Source organism: Amycolatopsis sp. WAC 04169, from assembly GCF_003947535.1.
In the GTDB taxonomy this organism is placed as follows: Bacteria; Actinomycetota; Actinomycetes; order Mycobacteriales; family Pseudonocardiaceae; genus Amycolatopsis; species Amycolatopsis keratiniphila.
This window is the reverse complement of the sequence record NZ_QHJI01000014.1, coordinates 287,772-308,728: the sequence shown is the minus strand read 5'-3', so window position 1 is coordinate 308,728 and position 20,957 is coordinate 287,772. Positions and strand designations below refer to the sequence as shown.

Genomic DNA, 20,957 nt, shown 5'->3' with positions numbered 1-20,957 from the left:
CGCATCGCCACCGAACTCAACGAACGCCCCCGCCAAACCCTCAACTGGCACACACCCACCGAAGCCCTCGAAGCACTACTGTTCAACCAACAAACAATGCGTGTTGCAACCACCACGTGAATCCGCCGGGCCTTCACGTACTTCCCAGGCGAAGTACCGACACCGAGCACCGCTTCGGCTCTCGGAAATGTCGGTGGGTGCGCGTAGAGAAGGAGGAGTGCCCGAACCGACCGTGCCCCTGATCGGGGTCGAGAACCTCAAGATGCCCGAGTGGGCCGCGGTCGACGAGACCGTGGCCGAAGCGGGGATGGTCAAGGCCATCCGCACACTCCCGTCCGCCGTGGCCATCGTGCTGCGGCTGGCGTGGCGGACGTCGCCGCGGCTGACCCTGCTCGCCGGCGTCGTCCACCTGCTTTCAGGTTGTGTCACGGCGTTCGGCCTGCTGGCCACGGCGAACGTGTTCATCGCGCTGCTGGAGAGCGGGCCGACGCCGGAAAGGGTGCTGCAATCGCTGCCCGCGCTGGTGGTCGTCGTCGGCACGTATGCCTTGCGCGCGCTGCTCGACACGGCGGTGGCCGCGGTCGAGGGCGCGCTCAGGCCGCGGGTCGTGACTTCGGCCGGCGACGAGGTCACCGCCGCGATGGTCCGGGTGCGGCTGCTGGCCTTCGAGGACGCCGACTTCCGGGAGCTGGCCAGGCAGGGCGCGCGGTACGGGGTCCGGTCGATCGAGATGAGCCTGCGCTGGCTCGCGGATCTGACGTCGGCGCTGATCTCGCTGGTCGCCGCGCTGGTGGCGGCGGGTCTGCTCAATCCGTGGCTCGCGCCGGTGCTGCTGCTCGCCGCGGTGGCCGGCGGCTGGGCGGCGGCGAAGGTCGCGCGCCTGAACTACCGGCATTATCTCGACACCGTCGGCCGCAACATCCGGAAAGGGATCGTCGAAGAGGTCGCCACCTGGCGCCAGTTCGCCCTCGAACGGCATGCCCTCACCCTCCAGGAGCCTTTGCTCCGGGAGTACCGGCGGATCACCGAAAGCCTGATGCGCGAAGAGGTCCGGCTCGCGCACCGCAGCAACATGGTCCGCCTGGCCGGGCGCGCGGCGGCCGGGGTGGGCACCGCGATCGCGTATCTGGTGCTCGGTCTGCTGCTCTACGGCGGGCAGATGGAACTCGCCCTCGCCGGGACGGCCGCGCTCGCCATGCGGACGGCGTCGAATTCGCTGTCCATCACGATGCACGCGGTGAACTCGCTGTACGAGGAGTCCTTCTACATCGCCTTCTTCCAGCGCCTGCTCGTGGAATCCGGGAAACGCGGCCCGGTGAAGGACGGGGTCGCCGCTCCTGAAGACCCAGCGGAGATCCGGCTGGAGAACGTCGGGTTCACCTATCCCGGCCAGGAAACCCCGGCGCTGCGTGAGGTTTCGCTGACCATCCGGCGCGGCGAGGTGATCGCCCTCGTCGGCGAGAACGGCTCGGGCAAGACCACGCTCGGCAAACTGCTCACCGGGCTCTATCCACCCTCGGAAGGAAAGGTGTACTGGGACGACGTCGATCTCGCGGGCGCCGATCACGAGTCCGTGCACGCGAACATCGCGGTGATCGCCCAGGATCCGGCCGAATGGCCGATGACCGCGGAGCACAACGTGACCGTCGGCAGGCTCGGCAGGGAAGATCCGGAGCACGTCGCCTGGCAGGACGCGATCACCTCCTCCGGCGCCGACGAGGTGATCGAATCCTTGCCTGCCAAGGAGAAGACGGTGCTGTCCAAGAAGTTCGACGACGGGCAGGACCTCTCGGGCGGGCAATGGCAGCGGATGGGGATCGCCCGCGGGATCTACCGCGACGCCGCCGTCCTGGTCGCCGACGAGCCGACGGCCGCGCTCGACGCGAAGGCCGAGGCCCGGGTCTTCGCCGGTCTGCGGCACGCGAGCAGGCGCACGACGATCCTGGTGACCCACCGGCTGGCCAACATCCGCTCCGCGGACCGGATCCTGGTACTGGAGAAGGGGCGCCTGATCGAGCAGGGCACGCACGCCGAACTCATCGAGGAAGGAGGGCTCTACCACGAACTTTACGAAATCCAGGCTCGCGCGTATCGCGGCGAGTAGGCACACTGGCGTGATGCCGGAGAAGATCGCCGAGGTGAACGGCGTCCAGCTGTGCCACGAGACGTTCGGCTCGCCGGACGGCAGGCCACTGCTGATGATCATGGGCCTGGCCTCGCAGATGATCTGGTGGGACGACGAACTCTGCGAGAACCTCGCGGCCGAGGGGTTCTTCGTCATCCGCTACGACAACCGCGACGCCGGCCGGTCCAGCCGGATGACCGGCCGGGTGAACCTGCCGCTCGCGTACGCCTTGCGCACGGCGCCGTACTCCTTGGCGGACATGGCGGGTGACGCCGCCGGGCTGCTGACCGAGCTCGGTGTCGCGAGCGCGCACGTCGTGGGCGCGTCGATGGGCGGGATGGTCGCGCAGACGCTGGCCATCGAGTATCCGTCGCGGGTGCGGTCGCTGACCTCGATCATGTCGACCACCGGCAACCGGTTCGTCGGGCGGCCGAGCGCCAAGGCGATGGCGATGCTGCTTTCGGCGCCCCCGCGCGGCCGCGAGGAGTACGTCGAGCAACTGGTGCGCACGTTCCGCGTGATCGGCTCGCCCGGTTACCCCTTCGACGAGGCCCGCATGCGCGAGCGCGCGGAGCGGTCGTTCGATCGCGGCGTCAACCCCGGCGGCACGGCGCGGCAACTGGCGGCGATCGTTTCGAGCCGGGACCGCTTCCGCGCGCTGCGGAAACTCGACGTGCCCGCGCTCGTCGTGCACGGTTCGAAGGATCCGCTCGTGCACGTTTCCGGCGGCCGGGCGACGGCCCGCGCGCTGCGGGAGTCCGAAGTGGACATCGTCCCTGGCATGGGGCACGACCTGCCGCGCGCGATCTGGCCCCGGCTGACGCGCGGCCTGGTCCGGACGGCCGACCGCGCCGACGTCAAGACCCGGCGAGCGTGATCGAGCCCAGATTCGAGAAATGCGCCGCCACCCGTGAACCCGGGCCCACGTCGACCGCGTCGGTCATCCCGCCGGTGAACACGAGCCAGCCCGGCTCCAGCGCGCGCCCGCGCGCGCCGAGGGCGTTGGCCGCCAGCGCCAGCGCTTCCGCCGGATGCCCCAGCACCGCCGCCCCGGTGGCGGTGTCGACGATCGCGCCGTCGACCTCCAGCAGGGCCGCCTCCAGCGAGAGATCCAGCGAAGCCAGCTGTGCGCCCACCGGCCCGAGCGTGACGTACGCGGAAGAACCGTTGTCCGCCACGACGTCCGGCAGTTCGAAGCGATAGTCGCGGTAGCGGCTGTCGATGATCTCGACACCGCCGTAAACCTGGTCCACCGCCGCCATCGCGGTCGCCGCGGTCACGCCGGGCCCCGAAAGACGTTGCCCCAGAACGAAAACCAGCTCCGGCTCGGCACGCGGATGGAGCAGGGACGGCACGGGCACCCCGGCGGGGAGCACCATCGCGTCGGTCAGCCACGCGAGCAACGGCGAGTCGATGCCCATGCGCTGCTGCTTCGCCCGCGAGGTCAGGCCGAGCTTGACGCCGATCAGCGTCTCGCCGCGCTCCAGCCTGAGCCGGAGGGCTTCGTCCTGGATCGCGTACGCGGTGTCGACGTCCAGCTCCGGCCACGCGTCGGTCAGCGGTTCGCGTTCTTCCCCGGACAGCAGGGCTTCCGCCGTCTCCCGCACGTCAAGGCTCACGGCCGTTCCTCCCCGGAGAACTTCGCGGTCACACTGCCGAGCCCCGCCATCGTCGCGACGACGGTGTCGCCCGGATTCACCGGGATCGCCCGCGTCATCGAACCCGGCAGCACGACATGCCCCGGTTCGAGTGCGACACCGAGCGGACCGACCGTGTTCGCGAGCCATACCAGCGCGTTCACCGGCGAGCCGAGCACCGCGCCACCGGCGCCGGTCGCCGCGATCTCGCCGTTCTGGTGCAGGACACAGCCCACCAGCCGCAGGTCGATGTCGCCGATCGCGGTCGGCCTGCTGCCGAGGACGACCCCGCCCGAAGACGCGTTGTCCGCGATGGTGTCGACGATGCTGATCTTCCAGTCCCGGATCCGGGAATCGACGATCTCCAGCGCCGGGACGACGAAGTCCACCGCACGCAGCGCGTCCGCCACCGTGACGCCGGGGCCACGCAGCCGCGAGCCGAGCACGAACGCGATCTCCGGTTCGATCTTCGGCTGCAGGAAGCCGCCGATCGGGATCGGCTGGTGTTCGAGGTGGAACATCGAAGCGGTCAGATGACCGTAGTCGGGCTGGTCGACCCCCATCTGCCGCTGCATGGCGGCGGAGGCGAGGCCCACCTTGTGCCCGCGCACGCCGTCGCCGTGCTCGGCCCAGTGCCGGACGAGCCGCTGCTGGACGCGGTACGCGTCCTCCAGCGTCGCGGCGGGATAGGTCTCGATGAGGGGCGCGATCGGCTTACCGGTCTCGTACGCGCTGAGCAGCGCGGCCGCGGCCTCCTGCAGCGTGCTGGCGTCCATGGGCTCCTTCCGACCAGTCGGACTCTGCCCCGTCACCCCGGCCCGCACAAGACGGCCGTTCCACTGGCCGGTACGACGAGATTAGGCTGTGTTCTCGAAGGCGCGCTTTCGGATTCCCGTAGCCGGGCTGCGGCACAGCCTTGCCGCTCACCCTTCCGCGTCAGCGGCCCGCCTCCGCGAATCCGAGGCCTCCGGCCGAAAAGAAACGCGCGCGCGTGTCCTCACCTGCCCTGTCGACCTCGCCTCAGGGGACACTGATTAGGCCGAAAGGGTCTCGCACGACCCCGATCATCACCTAGCCTGCTCCCATGTCCGATTGGACGCTCTCCCGGGCGAAGACCAGGATCGACCGCCGCGAGGAGCTCGACGAGCTCACCGCGCGCATCCGTTACGAGGTGCGGGTGCACCTCAACGAGCCCACCGCGCACAACGCCTACGACGAGCTGACCGACATCTTCGCCATCGGGCACGCGGAGTGTTCGGCGCTGCTCAAGCACCGCCGGGTCCTGCCGCTGTGGGAGCGGCTGCTGCTCCAGCGCTACACCCGGCGTCTCTACGGCAAGGCCGTGTCGGCGACCGTCGGTGATCTCCCCGCCGACGCGGGGCCGGCGCCCTCGGCCGCGTTCGGGCCGGAGATCGCTTCCCTGACCCCGGATTCCGGCGACACCGGCGCGAAGTTCGACCTGCAGGGCCGCGGCCTGGTCAACGTCTTCCGCATCGCCGCCGGGCGGCACGGCGAGATCTGGCCGGACCGTCACGACGTCGCGACGACGTCAGCGCGCAGTGTCCTCACCTGTTCCGCGGTCTTCCTGCGGCGCCGTTTCTGGCACGTCGTCTGGCCGGTGTACCGGGTGCGCGGCCTGCGGCTCTGGAAGCTTTAGGAATTCCCCGGGGCCGGTGGCGGTTGTACGGGGTATGACCGATCGCGCCACCGAGATCCTCGCCGGATCGAAGACGATCGCCGTCGTGGGCCTGAGCCGCGATCCGGCCAAGGCCTCGCACGGGGTCGCCGCCGTACTGCAGGCACACGGGTTCCGGATCATCCCCGTCCACCCGTCGGCCGACGAACTACTGGGCGAGAAGGTCTATCGCTCGCTCACCGACATCCCGGAACCCGTCGACCTGGTCGACGTCTTCCGCCCGTCCGAAGACACTCCGCCGATCGCCGAACAGGCCGTCGCGATCGGCGCGAAGGCGCTTTGGCTTCAGCAAGGCATCGTCTCCGCCGAGTCCCGCCGGATCGCCGAAGAAGGCGGTTTGGACTACGTCGAGGATCGCTGCACCGCCGTCGTCCGAGCGGTCGCGAATCTCTCGGTGCGTTAGAAACGGACCCCGGGCCGAACCCTCGCCGCGTTTTTCCGGCGAGGGTTCTTTCATATCCGTGAACAGAAAAATGACCTCTGAAGTCATACGCCGAATCGGACCCGCCGAAGGGATTGGTCCAAACCGGTGATCTTGACGGGAAGCCCGCGAGCTGGGAAAACTTGTCCAGTCGTCAGTTTGTTAAGAAACCTTCCCAAGGGTCCGGTGAACTGTTAACGTCCGAATCCGCTTAGCGGAAACAGGTGCCGATGATCGGCACCCCGGTCCTACGGAGGGCGAAGTGGGCACACCACGCGGGCTGGATTCCAGTGGCACACTCGAGCGCGGTCTCGCGGTTCTCGAGCACGTCGGCCAGAACCAGGAGATTTCCACCAACGCGATCGCCAGGCAACTGGGTCTCTCCCGGAGCGCCGCCTACCGCATCGTCGGCACCCTCAAGAATCTCGAATACCTGGAAGCCGATCGCGCCACCGGCCGTGTGCGGCTCGGTACCCGGCTGGTCGAACTCGGCGCCCGCGCGATGGCGGCGACCGACCTCCACCGCTGCGCGCCGCGTTACCTCGCCTCGCTCGCCGAGCGGAGCGGCGAGACGACGTATCTCGCCGTCCCGGACAACGACACGATGGTCTACGTCGCCACCGAACGCAGCGCCAACGCCGTCACCCTGGCCTGCCGCCTCGGCACCCGCCGTCCGCAGCACGCGACGTCGCTGGGCAAGGCGTGGCTGGCGGCGTTGCCCGAACAGGACCGCGTCGAACGTATCCGCCGGATGAAACTCGACAGTCTCACGCTCAAGACGATCAACGATCCCGTCCGGCTGCTCGACGATCTGGCCAGGACGAGCCGTCGCGGCTGGGCCGTGGACGACGTCGAAAACGAACCGGACGTGGGCTGCGTGGCCGCCGCCGTCCGCGACCACACCGGACGGCCGATCGCCGCGATCAGCGTCGCGGGCCCCGCCGGCCGTGTGCTCCGCCGCACCGACGAACTCGGCGCGACGGTGGCCGGGACAGCCGCCGCATTGTCGCTCCGCCTGGGTTACGTGCGCGCGCAAAGGGGCTGAGGTGGGCTGGCTCCAGGACTACCAGCCGGCGGGCGGGCTGTGGCTGTCGGCCGCGTTGGCGGCACTGCCGATCATCGTGCTGCTGGTGACGCTGGGAGTCCTGCGCCGCTCGGCGCGACTCTCGGCGGCGCTGGCGCTGATCACCGCGCTGCTGGTGGCGGTGCTGCTGTACCGCATGCCCGCCGGGCTCGCCGTCGATTCCGCCGCCATGGGGCTGGTGTTCGGGGTGTGGTCGGTGGCCTGGATCGCGTTCCACGCCGTGTACTTCCACAACGTCACCGTCGCGACCGGACGGTTCGACGACATCAAGGCGGTCCTCGCCGGGTTCAGCGAGGACCGCCGCCTCCAGGCGCTGCTGATCGCGTTCGGCTTCGGCGCGCTGCTGGAAGGGATCGCGGGCGGCGGCTCACCGATCGCGATCACCGCGGCGATGATGGCCGCGCTCGGTTTCCCGCCGGTGAAGGCGGTCGTGCTCGCGCTGCTGGCGAACACCGCACCGGTCGCGTTCGGCGGGCTCGGCAATCCGCTGATCGTGCTGGGCAGGCTGACCGCGCCGATCCTCGGGATGAAACAGGAACAGGCGACGGAACTGTTCTCGTCGATGGTCGGCCGCCAGCTTCCGTTGCTGGCGTTGATCGTCCCCGGTTTCCTGATCGTGGTCCTCGCGGGCTGGAAGCGGATGATCGAGGTCTGGCCCGCCGTGCTGACGGCCGGACTGTCGTTCGCGGTCATGCAGTTCGTCACCTCGAACTTCATCAGCCCGAGCCTCGTCGACGTCGTCGCCGCGCTCGCCGCGATGGCCTCACTGTGGATACTGACGCGGTTCTGGCAGCCGTCGGCGGTTTGGCGTTTCGACGGCGAAGAACCGGTGAAGACCGGCGCGAGTCTCGGCGCGGCGAAGGCCGGACGCGGCGCGCTGTACGCGTGGGCCCCGTACATCGTCCTGATCGCGGCGATCTTCCTTTCCCGGATCGGCACGATCTTCAAGAACCTGCCCGAATGGCTCGACCTGACGAAGCTGCTGCACAAGGCCGACTGGGTGTTCGCGTGGCCGGGGCTGCACAAGGAGGTCGTCCAGCACGCGCCGATCACGCCCAAGGACACGCCGTACGCGGCGACGCTGACCGTCGACTTCCTTTATTCGCCGGGAACGGTGGCCTTGATCGCGGCGATCGTGGCGGGGTTCGCGATGGGCGCGAAACCGCGGCTGCTGCTGGCGACCTATCGTCGGACACTGCACCAGATGCGGTGGGCGCTGGCGACGATCTTCATGATCCTCGCGATCGCGTTCGTCATGAACTACTCGGGTGCGACACAGACTCTCGGCCTCGCGCTCGCGACCACCGGGGTGCTGTTCCCGTTGTTCTCCGCCTACATCGGCTGGCTGGGTGTCTTCCTCACCGGCTCGGACGCGTCGACGAACAGTCTCTTCGGGCCGATGCAGGTGATTTCGGCGCAGCAACTGCACGTCGACCCGATCCTCGCCGGCGCCACCAACACCTCCGGCGGCGTGATGGGCAAGATGATCTCGCCGCAGAACCTGTCCATCGGCGCCACCGCGATCGGCCAGTCCGGCAAGGAAGGCGCGCTGCTGCGGCAGACGTTCCTGTGGTCGGTGGTGCTGACCGCCGTGGTCGGGGTGATCTCGTTGCTCCAGGCGACCGTGCTGCGGTTCATGATCCCGTCGTGAACGTGAATTCGAGAATGTCCACAATGGTCATCCGATCTTAACCGGCCATTGGGCTGGATGGATGAACACCGGATCCGTTCACCGGAATGGGAACTACCGTTGTCCCCATGCCCATGACGCTGATCAAAGGTACGTTCCAGCTTGTCGGAGCCTCACCGGACGGCGATTCGGTGCGGTTCTATCCCGAGGACCCGCAGGCGACCAAGAAGGCGGGCCTGAAGGTCCGGCTCAATTCGCGGGGCGGGATGCAGTTGCGGCTCGACGCGATCGACGCGCTCGAAACGCATTACCAGGCCAGGGGAACCGGCGGGATGTGGCACCAGCCCGCGGAATTCGCCGACGCCGCCGCGGCGAACCTGCTGAAGTGCCTCGGCTTCAAAACGGTCGAACGCGACGAGCGCGGAACGGTCACTTCGTCGACCCCGATCAAGGTACCGGGTCACATACTGACGCGATTCGCCGACAAATACGGACGAGCCGTGGCGTTCGCCTTTCCCGGGCAACGGCCGGGACGGTCGGCGGACCTTTCCAAGGTCCATCTCGACGTCAAAACGCTGAAGAACTCCGCGAACTACCGGCAGGTCGCGGACGGCCTCGTCTACCCGACGTTCTATTCACTGCTTTATCCCGATCTCCGTGACGCCTTGGCCGAAGCCGCGGTGAAAGCCCGCCAGAACGGGCTCGGGCTGTGGCCGCAGGACGTCACGAACTCCGGGTTCAAGCTCGCGTCGCGGCGGCAACTCGCCGACGAACTGGTGATCCTGCCGAAACTGTTCCGACGGCTCGTCGACTACCTCGCGCTCGACGAAAGCGGCGGGGTCTCGCTGACCGGCTTCTCCGACTTCCTCGATTCCCGCAACGACCGCCTGTTCACCGTCCCGGACGGGCACGCGACGGAATTCGAGACCTTGGTGAGCGTGAAGCGGCAGACCGTGAGCCTCACGGTCGAGCCGGAGCGGATCGTCTTCATCGAGGCCTGACCCACCCGTGTGGGCAAAAAGACCGTACCTCCCTCCCCCGCGGCCGTGCTCATCTGAAAGGTGGGAGAGGGAGCCGATGGAAGGACACGGTTCACGACGGCCGGAGGAGGCCGGCGGGCGGATGGAGACGACCTCGAAACTCGTCGACGCCGTCCGCGTCCTGGTCGTGCGTTACTGCCGGGCGCGGATCGGCCGCCGGTCGGGCACCTACGACATCGCCGACGCGATCGCCAAGGACAGCTGCCGCGAGATCGTCGCCGGTGCGGCCGGGGCGCGCGCCCTGCTCGCGTTCGCCTACGACGTCACGCACGGTCTGGTCGACGACTTCCACCGGACCACCGCCGAACTGCCGAACCCGCTTTCCGGGCTGCCGGGCCAGCAGCGCGAGATCATGGTGCTGCGGTCGCTCGTCGGGCTTTCCGCCGACGACACCGCGCTCGCGCTCGGCTGTTCCGTCCAGGCGGTCCGGCTGGGGCAGCACCGTGCGCTTACCGCGCTTCGCCCCGCCCGCGCCTGACGCGTTTCGTCCTCTGAATGCGGTGGTTCGCGCTACGAACCACCGCATTCAGAGGACTAATCGCGAGGGGTGCATTCGGCGGCGCGGTTCAGGAGCAGGGTGCGCTCCCGGTCGTTCCCGGTCATCTCCGCCGCGCGCTCGAACTCGGCGCGGGCCTCGTCGAGGCGGCCGAGCTTCGACAGGAAGTCGCCGCGCACGCTCGGCAGCAGGTGGTACGACTTGAGCGCGGGCTCCGACGTCAGCTTGTCGACGATCTCCAGCCCCGCCTCCGGCCCGACGGCCATCGACAGCGCCACCGCGCGGTTCAGTTCGATCACCGGCGACGGGTTCAGCTTCCCGAGCCCTTCGTACAGCACGGCGATGCGTGCCCAGTCGGTCTCCTCGCCCGTCCGCGCCCGCGCGTGGCAGGCGGCGATGGCGGCCTGCGCCGCGTAGACGCCGAAAGCGCCGCCCGTGAGCGACTCGGAGAGTTCCAGCGCGGCGAGGCCGCGGCCGATCAGGAGCCGGTTCCACTTCGTCCGGTCCTGATCCATCAGCAACACGGGTTCGCCGTTCGGCCCGACGCGGGCGGCGGACCGCGAAGCCTGGATCTCCATCAGTGCGACGAGCCCGTGCACCTCGGGTTCCTTCGGCATCAGCCCGGCGAGGATCCGCCCGAGCCGCAGCGCCTCCTCGCACAGCGCGGGCCGCATCCAGTCCTCGCCCGCCGTCGCCGAGTACCCCTCATTGAAGATCAGGTAGATGACTTCCAGCACCGAAGAAAGGCGCGCGACCCGGTCCGCGCCCTCGGGCACCTCGAACGGGACCTTGGCGTCGCCGAGCGTCTTCTTCGCGCGCACGATCCGCTGCGCGATGGCGGTCTCCTTGGCCAGGAACGCCCGCGCGATCTCGTGCGTCTGCAACCCGCCGATCATCTTCAGCGTCAGCGCCACCCTGGCCTCGGTCGAAAGCACCGGATGGCAGGCGGTGAACACCAGCCGCAGCAGATCGTCCTCGATGTGGTCGTCGAGGCCCGCGGTGAAGTCGGGTTCCTCCTCGTACTCCTGCTCGCGGCCGATCTCGCCGAGCTTCTTCTCGTACCGCTCGTTGCGCCGGAAGGTGTCGACCGCCCGGCGTTTCGCCGTGGTCATGAGCCAGGCGCCCGGATTCCTCGGGACGCCCGACTCAGGCCACTGTTCGAGCGCGGCGACCAGCGCGTCCTGCGCCAGCTCCTCCGCGAGGCCGATGTCGCGCGTCATCCGCGCGAGACCGGCGATGAGGCGGGCCGATTCGATCCGCCACACCGCGTCGATCGCCGAACGGGAGTCTGTCGTTGCCGTCACGCCGACCAATCAACATCGTCGGCGCGACGACCGCAACCACTAGTTCGCCTCGGCCTGCTTCCGCAGGTTCTGTTCGTGCTCGACGATCTCCGGGGTCGCGTTGTCGAAGTCCTCCATCTCCGCGATCCGGCGGATCTCGATCTCGCCCTCGCGGAACGGCGCGCGCTTCATCCATTCGATGACCTCGGCGCGGTCCTTGACCTGCAGGATCCAGAAACCGGCGATGAGTTCCTTGCTCTCGGCGAACGGCCCGTCGACGACGCGCGCCTCGGTGGTGCCGGAGTACTGGATGCGGAAACCCTCGGCGCTGGGGAGCAGGCCTTCACCCGCGAGCATGACGCCGGCCTTCACCAGCTCCTCGTTGAACTTCCCCATCTCCTGCAACTCCTCGGCGCTCGGCTGCGCGCCGGCCACGTCGCTCTTCTCGTCGCTCTTGACAATCACCATGAACCGCATCGAAGTCTCCGTTCCCGGCAGGGCTCGTCCCTGCCACATCTACGCGTCGATCGGGCACCCCGGGATTCGACACGGTCCCCGAACTTTTTTCCGCGGATATTCGAGCAGCCGGAAAACCGCAGGTCAACCACCCATGCGAGAATCTTCGATCGTGTCCGCACTCCCCGAACCCCTCCGCTCCGCCCTCGACGAAGAGCTGGGCAAGTACCCGCAGAACAGGCTGACGCAGTCCGTCGAGCGGCTCAGCACGCGCTACCGCGAGAACGCCCCCGCGAGCGCGCCCATCCTCTCCTCCGAAGCGGACGTCGCGGCGTACGCGGGCTACCGGATGCCGGCCACGTACGCGGCCGTTCACGCCGTCCTCGCCGAAGCCGCCCTTCGCGCTCCCGGGTTCGCTCCGCGTACACAGATCGACATCGGCGGCGGAACCGGTGCCGCGATCTGGGCGGCGGCCGACGTGTGGCCGTCGCTGGAGGAGAGCACCGTCGTCGAGCAGGTGCCCGGCGCGATCGCGCTGGGGCGGCGGCTCGCGGAGCACGCCGGGGACAAGGCCGTCCGGGGGTCGACCTGGCGGCGCGGCCTGATCGACCCGGCGGCGCCCGCTCCCGAGGCCGATCTGGTGACCCTCTCCTATGTCCTTGGCGAGCTGCCCGAAGCACGCCGGGCCGACACCGTCCGCTGGCTTTCGGCGAAGACCTCGATGCTGGTGCTGATCGAACCCGGCACCCCCGCGGGTTACGAACGGATCGTCGCGGCGCGGGATCAGCTCGTCGAACTCGGGCTCTCCCTGGTCGCACCCTGTCCGCACGAGGGCGCCTGCCCGATCCCGCGCGGCAAGGACTGGTGCCATTTCTCCGCCCGCCTCCCGCGCACCGGCCTGCACCGCCAGCTCAAGTCCGGGACGCTCGGCTTCGAGGACGAGAAGTTCTCGTACGTCGTCGCCTCACGAACGGCGCCGGACCGCGCCCACGCCCGCGTCCTGCGGCATCCGGCCAAACGCAAGGGCATGGTCAGTCTCTCCCTGTGCGCCGAATCCGGGCTCACCGAAAAGATCGTCACCAAACGACACGGCGCGGCCTACCGCGACGCCCGCGACGCGGAATGGGGCGACGCCTGGCCCGATCACTCCACAGTGGACTGACGGCCGCGCCGCGCCGGATTGCCGATGGCGGTGAGCAGCGCGCCGAGCGCCGGATTGTCGTTGCCCCGCCGCCACATCAGGTCGAGTTCCACCGGACGGCCCTCGACACCGTCCACCTGACGGAGAACGACACCTTCGAAGCGCAGCGTGCCCGCCGCCGCGGGCACCAGCGCGATCCCGAGTTCCGCCTTCACCAGCGCGAGCACCGTATGCACCTGACAGGGGTATTGCGTGTACTCCGGCGTCACCCGCGCTGCGCGGAACACCGCCACGAGCAGATCGTGGAAGTACCGGCCTTCCGACGGCGAATACATGATGAACGGTTCGCCGTCGAAATCGCGGACGTCGGGATTCTTCTTGCGCCGGGCCAAAGGATGCGCCGACGGCAGCGCCGCCAGCAGCGGTTCCCGCCACAGCGGCAGGGTCACGATGTCGGCGCCGGCGACCGGCGGCCGGATCATGCCGAGGTCGATCCCGCCCGCCAGCAACTCCTCCACCTGCGCCGCCGTCCCCATCTCCCGGAGCACGAGATCGACGCCGGGCACTTCGGCGTTCGCCGCGGCGATGACCCGGTCGAGATACGAATACGCCGCCGTGGCGGTGAACCCGAGCGTCACGACGCCGACCTCGCCCTTCTTCACGCGGCGGACGTACAACGTCGCTTCGTGTGACGAACGCAGGATCTTCCTTGCTTCGGCGAGGAAAACCCGTCCGGCGGGGGTCAGCCGGACCGTGCGGTGCGCCCGGTCGAAAAGCTCGGCCCCCAATTCGCGCTCCAGCAGCTGGATCCGCCTGCTCAACGGAGGCTGGGTCATCGAGAGCCGCTCCGCCGCCCGGCCGTAGTGCAGTTCCTCGGCCACCGCGACGAAACTCACCAGCTGCTCCAGGGAGAACACCCATCCAGTCTAGGAATCGGCAAGGGGCGGACAAGCGCCGAACCGGTATCGCTCAGCGCGGGATTTCCACCGTGCGGTCGATGATCCCGGCCGCCACCGCGACGATCTTGCGATTGTTGCTCCGCGCGTAGGCGCGCAATACGCCGAACGCGTCGCTCACCGAAACGTGGAGCCGTTCGGCCAGCACGCCTTTCGCCTGTTCGATGATCACCCGGCTGTTCAACGCCGTTTGCAGCTGCGCGGTGACGATCTCCTGCCGCTGCAGCGCCCGGTGATGCAGGATGCCGATCGTGGCGACGTCCGCGAGTGCCTGCCCCAGCCGCAATTTCTCGTCGTCGAGCACGGCGGGGCGGGTGCCGAACAGGTTCAGCGCGCCGATCACCTCTTCCCGCAACCGCATCGGCAACGCGTACACGGACCGGAATCCGGCGTTTTCCGCCTCCCGCGCGAACTTCGGCCATCTTCCGCGCGCACGCACGAGATCAGGGCAGACCATCGGCTCGACGTCCCGGTAGCAATCCAGGCACGGCCCTTCGGAGTTCTGTGACTGGAACAGTTCGAGCAACCGGGTCTTTTCGTCGGAGGCGGCCACCATGGTGAGCCTGCCCCGGGGGTCGGTGAGCAACAGGCCCGCGGTGCAGACGCCGAGCAGTTCGACACATCTGAACGCGAGTACGTCGAGGAATTCGACGAGATCGAAGTCGTCCACCAGGGTGTCGGCCAGCTGCACGAAGGTTTCCCTCAGGTCGGCCGCCAGGTCGGTCATCTTTCCGCTGTCTCCTTATCGCACGCATCCGTCATGACTCGGGCCGGAACGTGACCCGGCGCCGCACCACGTCCTCGGCGACCTCGTCGAGCTTGCGGTCGTTGAGGTAGGCGTAGGCGCGCAGGCGGGCGAGCGCGTCCGGAAGCCCGATCTCGAGCTGGGCCGACACCACGCCCGCGGCCTGATGCACCCGGGCGCGGTGTTCGGTGAATTCACGATCGATCAATTCGCCGAGAACCGGTTCACCGGTATCGGCCAAGGCCAGGTTTATGACCGCCTCCGCGCAGACGAGCGCCTTCGCCAGGCCCTCCCGCGAAGGGAGCCCGGCGAATTCGCGATAACAGTCCACCGCACCCAAAGTGATGGCACCGACCTGAATCGGCACCGCGATGATCGATTTCACGCCGTTGTCGATCGCCTCGGGCGCGAACATCGGCCATCGGAGTGTCGCCTCCGAACTGGTCACATCGGTTACGACGACGAGCATACCGCCGCGGGAAACGTCCAATGCCGGTCCTTCACCCAAGGTGAACTGCAGCTCTTCCAATTCACGGCTGCGCGCATCGGTGGCGAAGACCGGCTCCGGCAAACTCGTCCCGGTGGCGAGCGTGAGCCCGGCGCCGGCCGCCTCGAGCATTTCCCCGCAGACGACACAGGCGTGTTCCACCGTCACCACCGAATCGGTTTCCGAAGCGAGGAAACGCATCTTCGACCAGACCTGCACGGCGCGATCATGCCGCTGGAACGTCATGGCATGCCTCCCGGGCGTGTCCGGATTCGGACGAGACCGCCGGGGGCCGGAGCGAACAGAGCGCTCGCGCGCCACGATCATTCTCGCACGGTTTCGGCTCTTTGCCGCGCTTTCGGCGACTTGTCGGCACCAATGCAGTAGCCCGAAGAGCCGAATGGCCGGTCCGGATGGCGGTCAATGGTCCGTTCAGCCGGTTCCGGCTCCCCGGACCGGGCCTAGGGTGGAAGCCGAGACCGTTCGCCCCGGCCCTCGGCGACCGTGCTCGACGGCGAGCTCTGGAGGGGCCATGTGCGTTCGCATTCTCGAAACCCGTGCCAAACGGGAGAATCCGTTGTTCCGGCTGCTGATCCGAATTCAGCTCAAGGCGTCCTGGCGCTGAGCGCAGGCCCGCAGCCTGCTGATCGCGCGATGTTTGGTCACCCGCACCCGTGACGACGTCGTACCGAGCGCCGCCGCGGTCTCGTTCGACGTCAGCTCGCCGATCACCCGCATTCCCAGCACCTCACGGTGGGAGACGGGCAGCATCCTCATCAGCCTGCCGAGCCGGACCCCGAGGTCGGTCCGCAGCGCGCGCTGCTCGGGTTCGTCGGCGGCCCCCGCCGGCCGTTCGGGGAGTTCGCCGGTCAGCACCTGCCTGCTCCGCGCCGCCTTCCGGAAGACGTCGGCCACCTTGTTCGCCGCGATGGCGCGCAGGAGGAACAGGAACGAACCTCCGCGTACGCCGTATCCGGGGACGGCGACCAGGACCGCGAGACAGATCTCCTGAGCGACGTCGGCCGGTTCGAGGTAGGTCAGCTCATGGCCGCCGAGGCGGGTCTCGGTGTACTGCCGTGCCCACGTCGCGACGGCGGACATGAGGTCGTCCATGCCATGCGGCTCGCCGTCCGCCGCGGCCTTGGCGAGGCCGTCCCAGCCCGCGGCGGAAATCCACGTCTCGCCGCCGGTTCTTCGCATCGGAAATCCGTCGCTCATGTCCCGCTCCCCACGGATGAGAAAACCCTGCCGCCGGGGTCCAGGACGGAACCCGGACAACGCTAGTCGACGAATCCGGCCACCTCAATCGACGAAGGGCCCGCGACGAATTGTCCGTCCCGGCGGAAAACCGGACAGATTCCCACCAATGGTCTGGACATGTCGGCATCCCGCGACGTAACTTCCCGTGCTGAGACCCCTCGCCAAGGTCACGCCAAGGCCGGGAACGCGCCCCCGGCCGACATCCGCAAGCACCGCCGCGGCGCGTCCACGCTCCGCGGCGGGATTCCGCCGAGGAGTGAACTGTGCGCATCCGCAAGAAAGTCCGGCGCGTTTTGACCGCTTTGGCGGTCACCCTCCCCCTGGTCACCGGTGTTTCGGCGCTTTCGTCGTCCACCGCGGCCGCCGCGGGCCCCGATCCGCTGCCGCTGACCGTGACGAACGATTCGAACCGCTCCGACGCGGTCCACCTCTACGTGCTCGGCACGAACCTCAACACCGGGAAGCTCGGCTATGTCAACGCCGCCGGCACCTTCTCCCCGTGGCCGCCGGGCGCGAACCCGCCGAGCCCCGCGCCGGACGTCTCGATCGCGGGCCCCGGCAACGGCGGCTCGACCACGCTGCGGATCCCGCGCATGCTCTCGGGCCGGGTCTACATGTCGTTCGGGCAGAAGATCAAGTTCTTCCTCACCCCGGACGGCCTGGTGCAGCCCGCGCCGTGGGCCGACGGCGACCCGAACCGCGACATCCTGTTCGACTGGAGCGAATTCACCTACGACAACGGCGGCCTGTTCATCAACAGCTCGCAGGTCGACATGTTCAGCGTGCCGCACGCCGTCGGGCTGACCAACGGGGCGGGCGCGAACAAGGAGGCAGGCCGCTTGAAGCCCGGCGGCCGCGAGAACATCTTCAACGCCGTCCAGGGCCAGTCCGGGTTCTCGAACCTGGTGTACAACCGGCTGCGGGTCCTCGCGCCGGGCAAGGGGCTCGACACCGGCAAGTTCAGCGGCAACTACCTCGACGGTTACGTCACGAGCGCCTGGAACACCTACAAGTCGACACCGCTCACCGTGGTCCCGTTCGAGGCCGAACCCGGCAAGAAGTTCACCGGCCGGACCGGCGGGGACGACGTCCTGCGCTTCACCGACGGCTCGGGCGCCACGGTGGCGTCGTTCAGCAAACCGAGCACCCGCGACGTCTTCAACTGCGACGGACGGCTGCACGCCCCGAACGACCAGGTCGTCGGCCCGATCGCGCGGACGCTGTGCGCGGCGCTGCACCGCTCGACGCTCGGCTCGCTGCACACGCAGCCGACGTACGACGCGGCTCAGTTCTACAAGCAGTCCGTGACCGACCACTACTCGCGGATCGTGCACGAGCAGATGGTCGACGGGAAGGCGTACGGCTTCGCCTTCGACGATGTCGGGCACTTCGAGTCGCTGGTGCACGACGGGGACCCGCGGACCGCACGGATCACGCTGACCGCGTTCTAGGCCGTCAGCGCGCCCCGCTCCCGATCCGCCAAGCCGACATACCGATCCCGCTCGGCACGAGCGAGAACGACGGCGGCTCGGGAGCGTGGACGCGTGCCAGCTCCTCCGGCGTGTACCGCACGCATTTCCGGTGCCATTCCAGGATTCCGGCCATCCAGTCCTTCAGGTGGTCCGCGTATCCGGTGACCGCCGCGCGGACGTCGTCGCCGAGCCGGAGGTCGTCGCACATCCGCGGCAGGTCCTCGTCGGCGAGTTGCTCGAACTGCGTCATCCGCGCGTTCATCAGCCGGGCGGCGATGTCGCGGGCCTCGATCCGGTCCACCTCCAGGAACCGCTCGGCGACGTACACGAGGTTGTGCACCTCGCCCTCGTATTCGATCTCCTTCTGGTACGAGAACAGGTCGTTGGAGAAGGCCGCGTAATCCTGTGCCGCCGTGTCGAGTTCGAACAGCACGCGGTTCCCGAAGAGCTCGGCGGGCACGACGTCACCGAGTTCGAGGAGCGCAAGACTCTTGGTGAGGTCGGAGCCGAACGTCCGGCGCCGCATCTCCACGTAGTCGACCGGATCGGGCACCCGGTTCTGCGCCTGGTTCCCGACCTCCCAGGCCCAGCTGGCGGTCATGCTCTCGACCGCCAGTCGGAAACCCGCGCGCGCGTGCGGGGACAGCGGTCCCGCGGTGCGGCCCCACAGGTCCACGAGGCCCACCTCGATCGGGTTCGATGGCTTGGGCACCGGCTCACCTTCGAGTGGCATGAACAGGGAAAGCCGGTCGCTGCACAGTTTCGCGGCGACCGCGTCCCGTTTCGCCCCGAAGACCAGCGGGAAGTAGTCGTCGCCGTACGTGCCCCAGGTGAGCCAGTCGGTCGACAGTTTCAGCCCGTCGAGATCCGCGTCCGGATCGATCATCGCGGCGCAATGCGCCAGGTCGATGCCGCGAAACCGGCGCTCGTCCCAGACCCCGCCCTCGAGCATCCCCATCCCGCGCGCCCAGCCGGGTGCGTACTCGCGCGCCGCGGCGAGGTGGGGGCTGGTGCGCACGGGGTACGGCATGCGGAATTCGGGCAACGGCAGGTGCCCGGTCTTCGCGAACGGCGGCGGCGCCTGCTGCCGCACCCGGCGGCCGAGGCCCAGCCCGTCGGCACCGGAGTCCGCGCCCTCGTTCATGTACCGGCTCGACCGGGTGTGCCATTCGTGCCCGCCGGACTGCCAGTCCTGCAGGCCTTTGACGTACAGGCCGACCGCGATCTGCTCGGACAGCGAGACGTCGCGTTCGGCGAGCAACGCGGGCACCTCGACGAGCGCGGTGTTCTCGAACTGCTGCAATCGCGAGGTCAGCAGGTCGTTGGTCAGTTCGGCGGCTTCCTGCGTCGGGCAGTCGAGGAACTTCTCGAAGACGAGCACCGCGTTGGAGTGCTCGCCCTCTTCGCGCACTTCGCGTTGGTAGGAAAAGAGATCGTTGCGCAGATGGACTGCGTCGGCGAACGTGTCGCGCAGCACCTCCATCGGCCTGGTCGCCGCGATCCTGTCCGGCACCTCGGCACCGACGGCGAACTCGATGAGGTTCGCCGACCAAGGCGCCCCGCCGACACGACGGCGCATCTGGACGTATTCGATGGGGTTCGCGATACGGCCGCGGTCGATGTTGTCCAGTTCCCAGAGCGATTCGACCATCAGGTTGTGCGTGCTGGTGACGAACCGCCGCCGCCAAGCCTCGGACATCGCGGGAATGGTGCGCGCCCAAAGGTTCTCGAGCCCGGCTTCGGCGGGATTCCGCGGTTCGGGCGACCTTTCCCCCGGACCGGTCATGAACAGTTCCAAGCGGTCCAAATAGGCCTTCGCGCCCTCGGTGTCGCGGGTGTACTTGAATTGCGCGAGGAAATCGTCGTCGAAGAAGAACACCCACACGTACCAGTCCGTGACCAGATCGAGGGACGGCCCGTCACAGTCCGGATGGGTGTGCGCGCAGAGCAGCGCGTAATCCATTTTCGCCAGCGCCTGCTCGGTCCAGACGACGTCACCGGACGGCGACGGGGAATCGAGCATCCCCATTTCCCTGGCCCAGGCCATACTGTGCGCCCGCGCCGCTTCGAGGTGCGGATTCATCCTGGCCGGATACGGCACGTAGAACTCGGGCAAGGTGAAAGCCTGCATCGGCGACTGCCTCCCGGGCCGGGGTCGGATCCGTTCCGACGTTTCCAGCCCGCCGCCGCGCCGGGCAACCGTCCACCCGAGCGATTCGGTGCGCCATGGAGTGAATCAGTCCCAGATGGACTCCGGATCGACATACGGCGCGAGCAATCCGGTCAATATCGCGTCACCGTTCCCGGTCAATTCGTCCTCGGCGATCCGGCGGGCGACGCCGACGAGGAAATCGGCCGCCTGCACCCGCGGATCGGTCCGTGAATCCACGAACTTCACCCCGGCCAATCCCGGACTCGCCTCGATCCGGGCGAGCCGGTCTCCTTTCAGCGACGGTTGTTCGTCGTGGACGAGGAAGACCGGCTCGCCTCCCGCGCTCCAGTACTCGATGGCGCGGAGGATCGCGGGCACCAGCGGATCGAGGGCTTTGGCGTCACGCGCCCGGCCGACCTTCGCCCGCAATTCCGCGGTGTCCCCGGCCATCGCGAAGAACGACCCCGCCGACGGCTCCCGGCGGTTCCTGGTGCGCAGCACGTCGTTGAACGCGGCGAGCAGTTCCTCGTCCGGCCGGATCCCCGGGCCGGCGAGCGCCCGGAGTTCGTTCGCCAGCAGCCGTTTCTTGTCCACGAGGTACACGCGGGCACGCCCGTGGACCGGGCCGAGCGGACCGAGGAACCATTCGAGCACCCGCCGGTGCTTCGTGCGGAGAAGGTGGTTCGCCTTGTACTCGACCGCCGGCGAGCGGATCCTCCGCCGCAGTTCGGCCAGGCAGGCCGCGGCCTCTTCGAGGCTCAGCCGGACCCCCGCGTGCGCGAACACGCCGGTCCGCCCGCCGATCAGTTTCTCGCCCTCGGACCCGGACTCGTCGCAGGCGATCTCCAGGGGCACGCTGCGCATCGTGCCCGATCG

Annotated in this window: 20 protein-coding genes; 10 read left to right on the top strand and 10 right to left on the bottom strand. The window is 68.5% G+C overall.

Translation table 11 applies throughout. From position 1 onward, the window contains the following. The first annotated feature begins 217 nt into the window (after window positions 1–217). Together DMC61_RS36300 and DMC61_RS36295 are read left to right on the top strand one after the other, a co-directional pair. The gene (locus DMC61_RS36300; RefSeq protein ID WP_199750182.1) at window positions 218–2,104 is read left to right on the top strand and encodes an ABC transporter ATP-binding protein; all 1,887 of its coding nucleotides are present in this window, start codon (window positions 218–220) and stop codon (window positions 2,102–2,104) included. Between the two features lie 13 nt (window positions 2,105–2,117). Beyond that, window positions 2,118–3,002, top strand: a complete 885-nt coding sequence (locus DMC61_RS36295) for an alpha/beta fold hydrolase (RefSeq protein ID WP_125695039.1) — start codon at window positions 2,118–2,120, stop codon at window positions 3,000–3,002. Here DMC61_RS36295 and DMC61_RS36290 read toward each other — a convergent pair. Further along, the gene (locus DMC61_RS36290; RefSeq protein ID WP_199750181.1) at window positions 2,983–3,744 is read right to left on the bottom strand and encodes a 2-keto-4-pentenoate hydratase; all 762 of its coding nucleotides are present in this window, start codon (window positions 3,742–3,744) and stop codon (window positions 2,983–2,985) included. The two genes, DMC61_RS36295 and DMC61_RS36290, sit on opposite strands and share 20 nt — an antisense overlap. After that, complete coding sequence (locus tag DMC61_RS36285; RefSeq protein WP_063272458.1) at window positions 3,741–4,538, bottom strand: 2-keto-4-pentenoate hydratase; 798 nt, start codon at window positions 4,536–4,538, stop codon at window positions 3,741–3,743. Before DMC61_RS36285 ends, DMC61_RS36290 begins: the two co-directional genes overlap by 4 nt. 308 nt (window positions 4,539–4,846) lie before the next feature. On the opposite strand from DMC61_RS36285, the gene DMC61_RS36280 reads away from it, so the two are divergent. The 6 genes from DMC61_RS36280 (at window position 4,847) to DMC61_RS36255 (ending at window position 10,111) form a co-directional block, all read left to right on the top strand. After that, window positions 4,847–5,419, top strand: a complete 573-nt coding sequence (locus DMC61_RS36280) for a hypothetical protein (RefSeq protein ID WP_016337667.1) — start codon at window positions 4,847–4,849, stop codon at window positions 5,417–5,419. Between the two features lie 34 nt (window positions 5,420–5,453). Then, window positions 5,454–5,861, top strand: a complete 408-nt coding sequence (locus DMC61_RS36275) for a CoA-binding protein (protein WP_016337668.1) — start codon at window positions 5,454–5,456, stop codon at window positions 5,859–5,861. Window positions 5,862–6,141: 280 nt separating this feature from the next. Then, window positions 6,142–6,924, top strand: coding sequence for an IclR family transcriptional regulator (locus DMC61_RS36270; protein ID WP_016337669.1), 783 nt, complete (start codon window positions 6,142–6,144; stop codon window positions 6,922–6,924). 1 nt (window position 6,925) lies between these two features. Beyond that, window positions 6,926–8,614 (top strand): L-lactate permease, encoded by a 1,689-nt coding sequence (locus DMC61_RS36265; protein ID WP_125695038.1) that lies wholly within the window; start codon window positions 6,926–6,928, stop codon window positions 8,612–8,614. A 107-nt stretch (window positions 8,615–8,721) separates the two neighbouring features. Further along, window positions 8,722–9,594, top strand: a complete 873-nt coding sequence (locus tag DMC61_RS36260) for a nuclease (RefSeq protein ID WP_125695037.1) — start codon at window positions 8,722–8,724, stop codon at window positions 9,592–9,594. A 121-nt stretch (window positions 9,595–9,715) separates the two neighbouring features. Continuing rightward, window positions 9,716–10,111: a sigma factor-like helix-turn-helix DNA-binding protein gene (locus DMC61_RS36255; protein WP_125695036.1), complete on the top strand. Its 396-nt coding sequence runs from the start codon at window positions 9,716–9,718 to the stop codon at window positions 10,109–10,111. Between the two features lie 56 nt (window positions 10,112–10,167). Here DMC61_RS36255 and DMC61_RS36250 read toward each other — a convergent pair whose 3' ends face one another. Next, window positions 10,168–11,442: an RNA polymerase sigma factor gene (locus DMC61_RS36250; protein ID WP_125695035.1), complete on the bottom strand. Its 1,275-nt coding sequence runs from the start codon at window positions 11,440–11,442 to the stop codon at window positions 10,168–10,170. A gap of 30 nt (window positions 11,443–11,472) precedes the next feature. Further along, on the bottom strand, window positions 11,473–11,889 hold the full coding sequence (locus tag DMC61_RS36245; protein WP_125695034.1) for a YciI family protein: 417 nt from the start codon (window positions 11,887–11,889) through the stop codon (window positions 11,473–11,475). Between the two features lie 133 nt (window positions 11,890–12,022). On the opposite strand from DMC61_RS36245, the gene DMC61_RS36240 reads away from it, so the two are divergent. After that, window positions 12,023–13,030, top strand: a complete 1,008-nt coding sequence (locus tag DMC61_RS36240) for a small ribosomal subunit Rsm22 family protein (RefSeq protein WP_125695033.1) — start codon at window positions 12,023–12,025, stop codon at window positions 13,028–13,030. On the opposite strand, the gene DMC61_RS36235 is transcribed toward DMC61_RS36240, so the two are convergent. The 4 genes from DMC61_RS36235 to DMC61_RS36220 form a co-directional block, all read right to left on the bottom strand. Beyond that, window positions 13,012–13,926 carry a LysR substrate-binding domain-containing protein gene (locus DMC61_RS36235; protein ID WP_125695032.1) on the bottom strand — a complete coding sequence of 305 codons (915 nt, stop codon included), beginning with the start codon at window positions 13,924–13,926 and terminating at the stop codon, window positions 13,012–13,014. The genes DMC61_RS36240 and DMC61_RS36235 overlap by 19 nt on opposite strands. 52 nt (window positions 13,927–13,978) lie before the next feature. After that, the gene (locus tag DMC61_RS36230) at window positions 13,979–14,692 is read right to left on the bottom strand and encodes a GAF and ANTAR domain-containing protein (RefSeq protein ID WP_125695031.1); all 714 of its coding nucleotides are present in this window, start codon (window positions 14,690–14,692) and stop codon (window positions 13,979–13,981) included. A gap of 31 nt (window positions 14,693–14,723) precedes the next feature. Then, window positions 14,724–15,443 (bottom strand): ANTAR domain-containing protein, encoded by a 720-nt coding sequence (locus DMC61_RS36225; RefSeq protein ID WP_125695030.1) that lies wholly within the window; start codon window positions 15,441–15,443, stop codon window positions 14,724–14,726. A gap of 354 nt (window positions 15,444–15,797) precedes the next feature. Beyond that, window positions 15,798–16,415, bottom strand: coding sequence for a sigma-70 family RNA polymerase sigma factor (locus DMC61_RS36220; RefSeq protein ID WP_125695029.1), 618 nt, complete (start codon window positions 16,413–16,415; stop codon window positions 15,798–15,800). Window positions 16,416–16,720: 305 nt separating this feature from the next. On the opposite strand from DMC61_RS36220, the gene DMC61_RS36215 reads away from it, so the two are divergent. Then, window positions 16,721–17,908, top strand: a complete 1,188-nt coding sequence (locus DMC61_RS36215) for a glycoside hydrolase family 64 protein (protein WP_125695028.1) — start codon at window positions 16,721–16,723, stop codon at window positions 17,906–17,908. Between the two features lie 4 nt (window positions 17,909–17,912). Here the strand turns inward: DMC61_RS36215 and DMC61_RS36210 are convergent, their stop codons facing one another. After that, complete coding sequence (locus DMC61_RS36210; protein WP_125695027.1) at window positions 17,913–20,060, bottom strand: germacradienol/geosmin synthase; 2,148 nt, start codon at window positions 20,058–20,060, stop codon at window positions 17,913–17,915. Window positions 20,061–20,165: 105 nt separating this feature from the next. After that, window positions 20,166–20,945, bottom strand: a complete 780-nt coding sequence (locus tag DMC61_RS36205) for a DUF3800 domain-containing protein (protein WP_125695026.1) — start codon at window positions 20,943–20,945, stop codon at window positions 20,166–20,168. Window positions 20,946–20,957 lie beyond the last annotated feature (12 nt).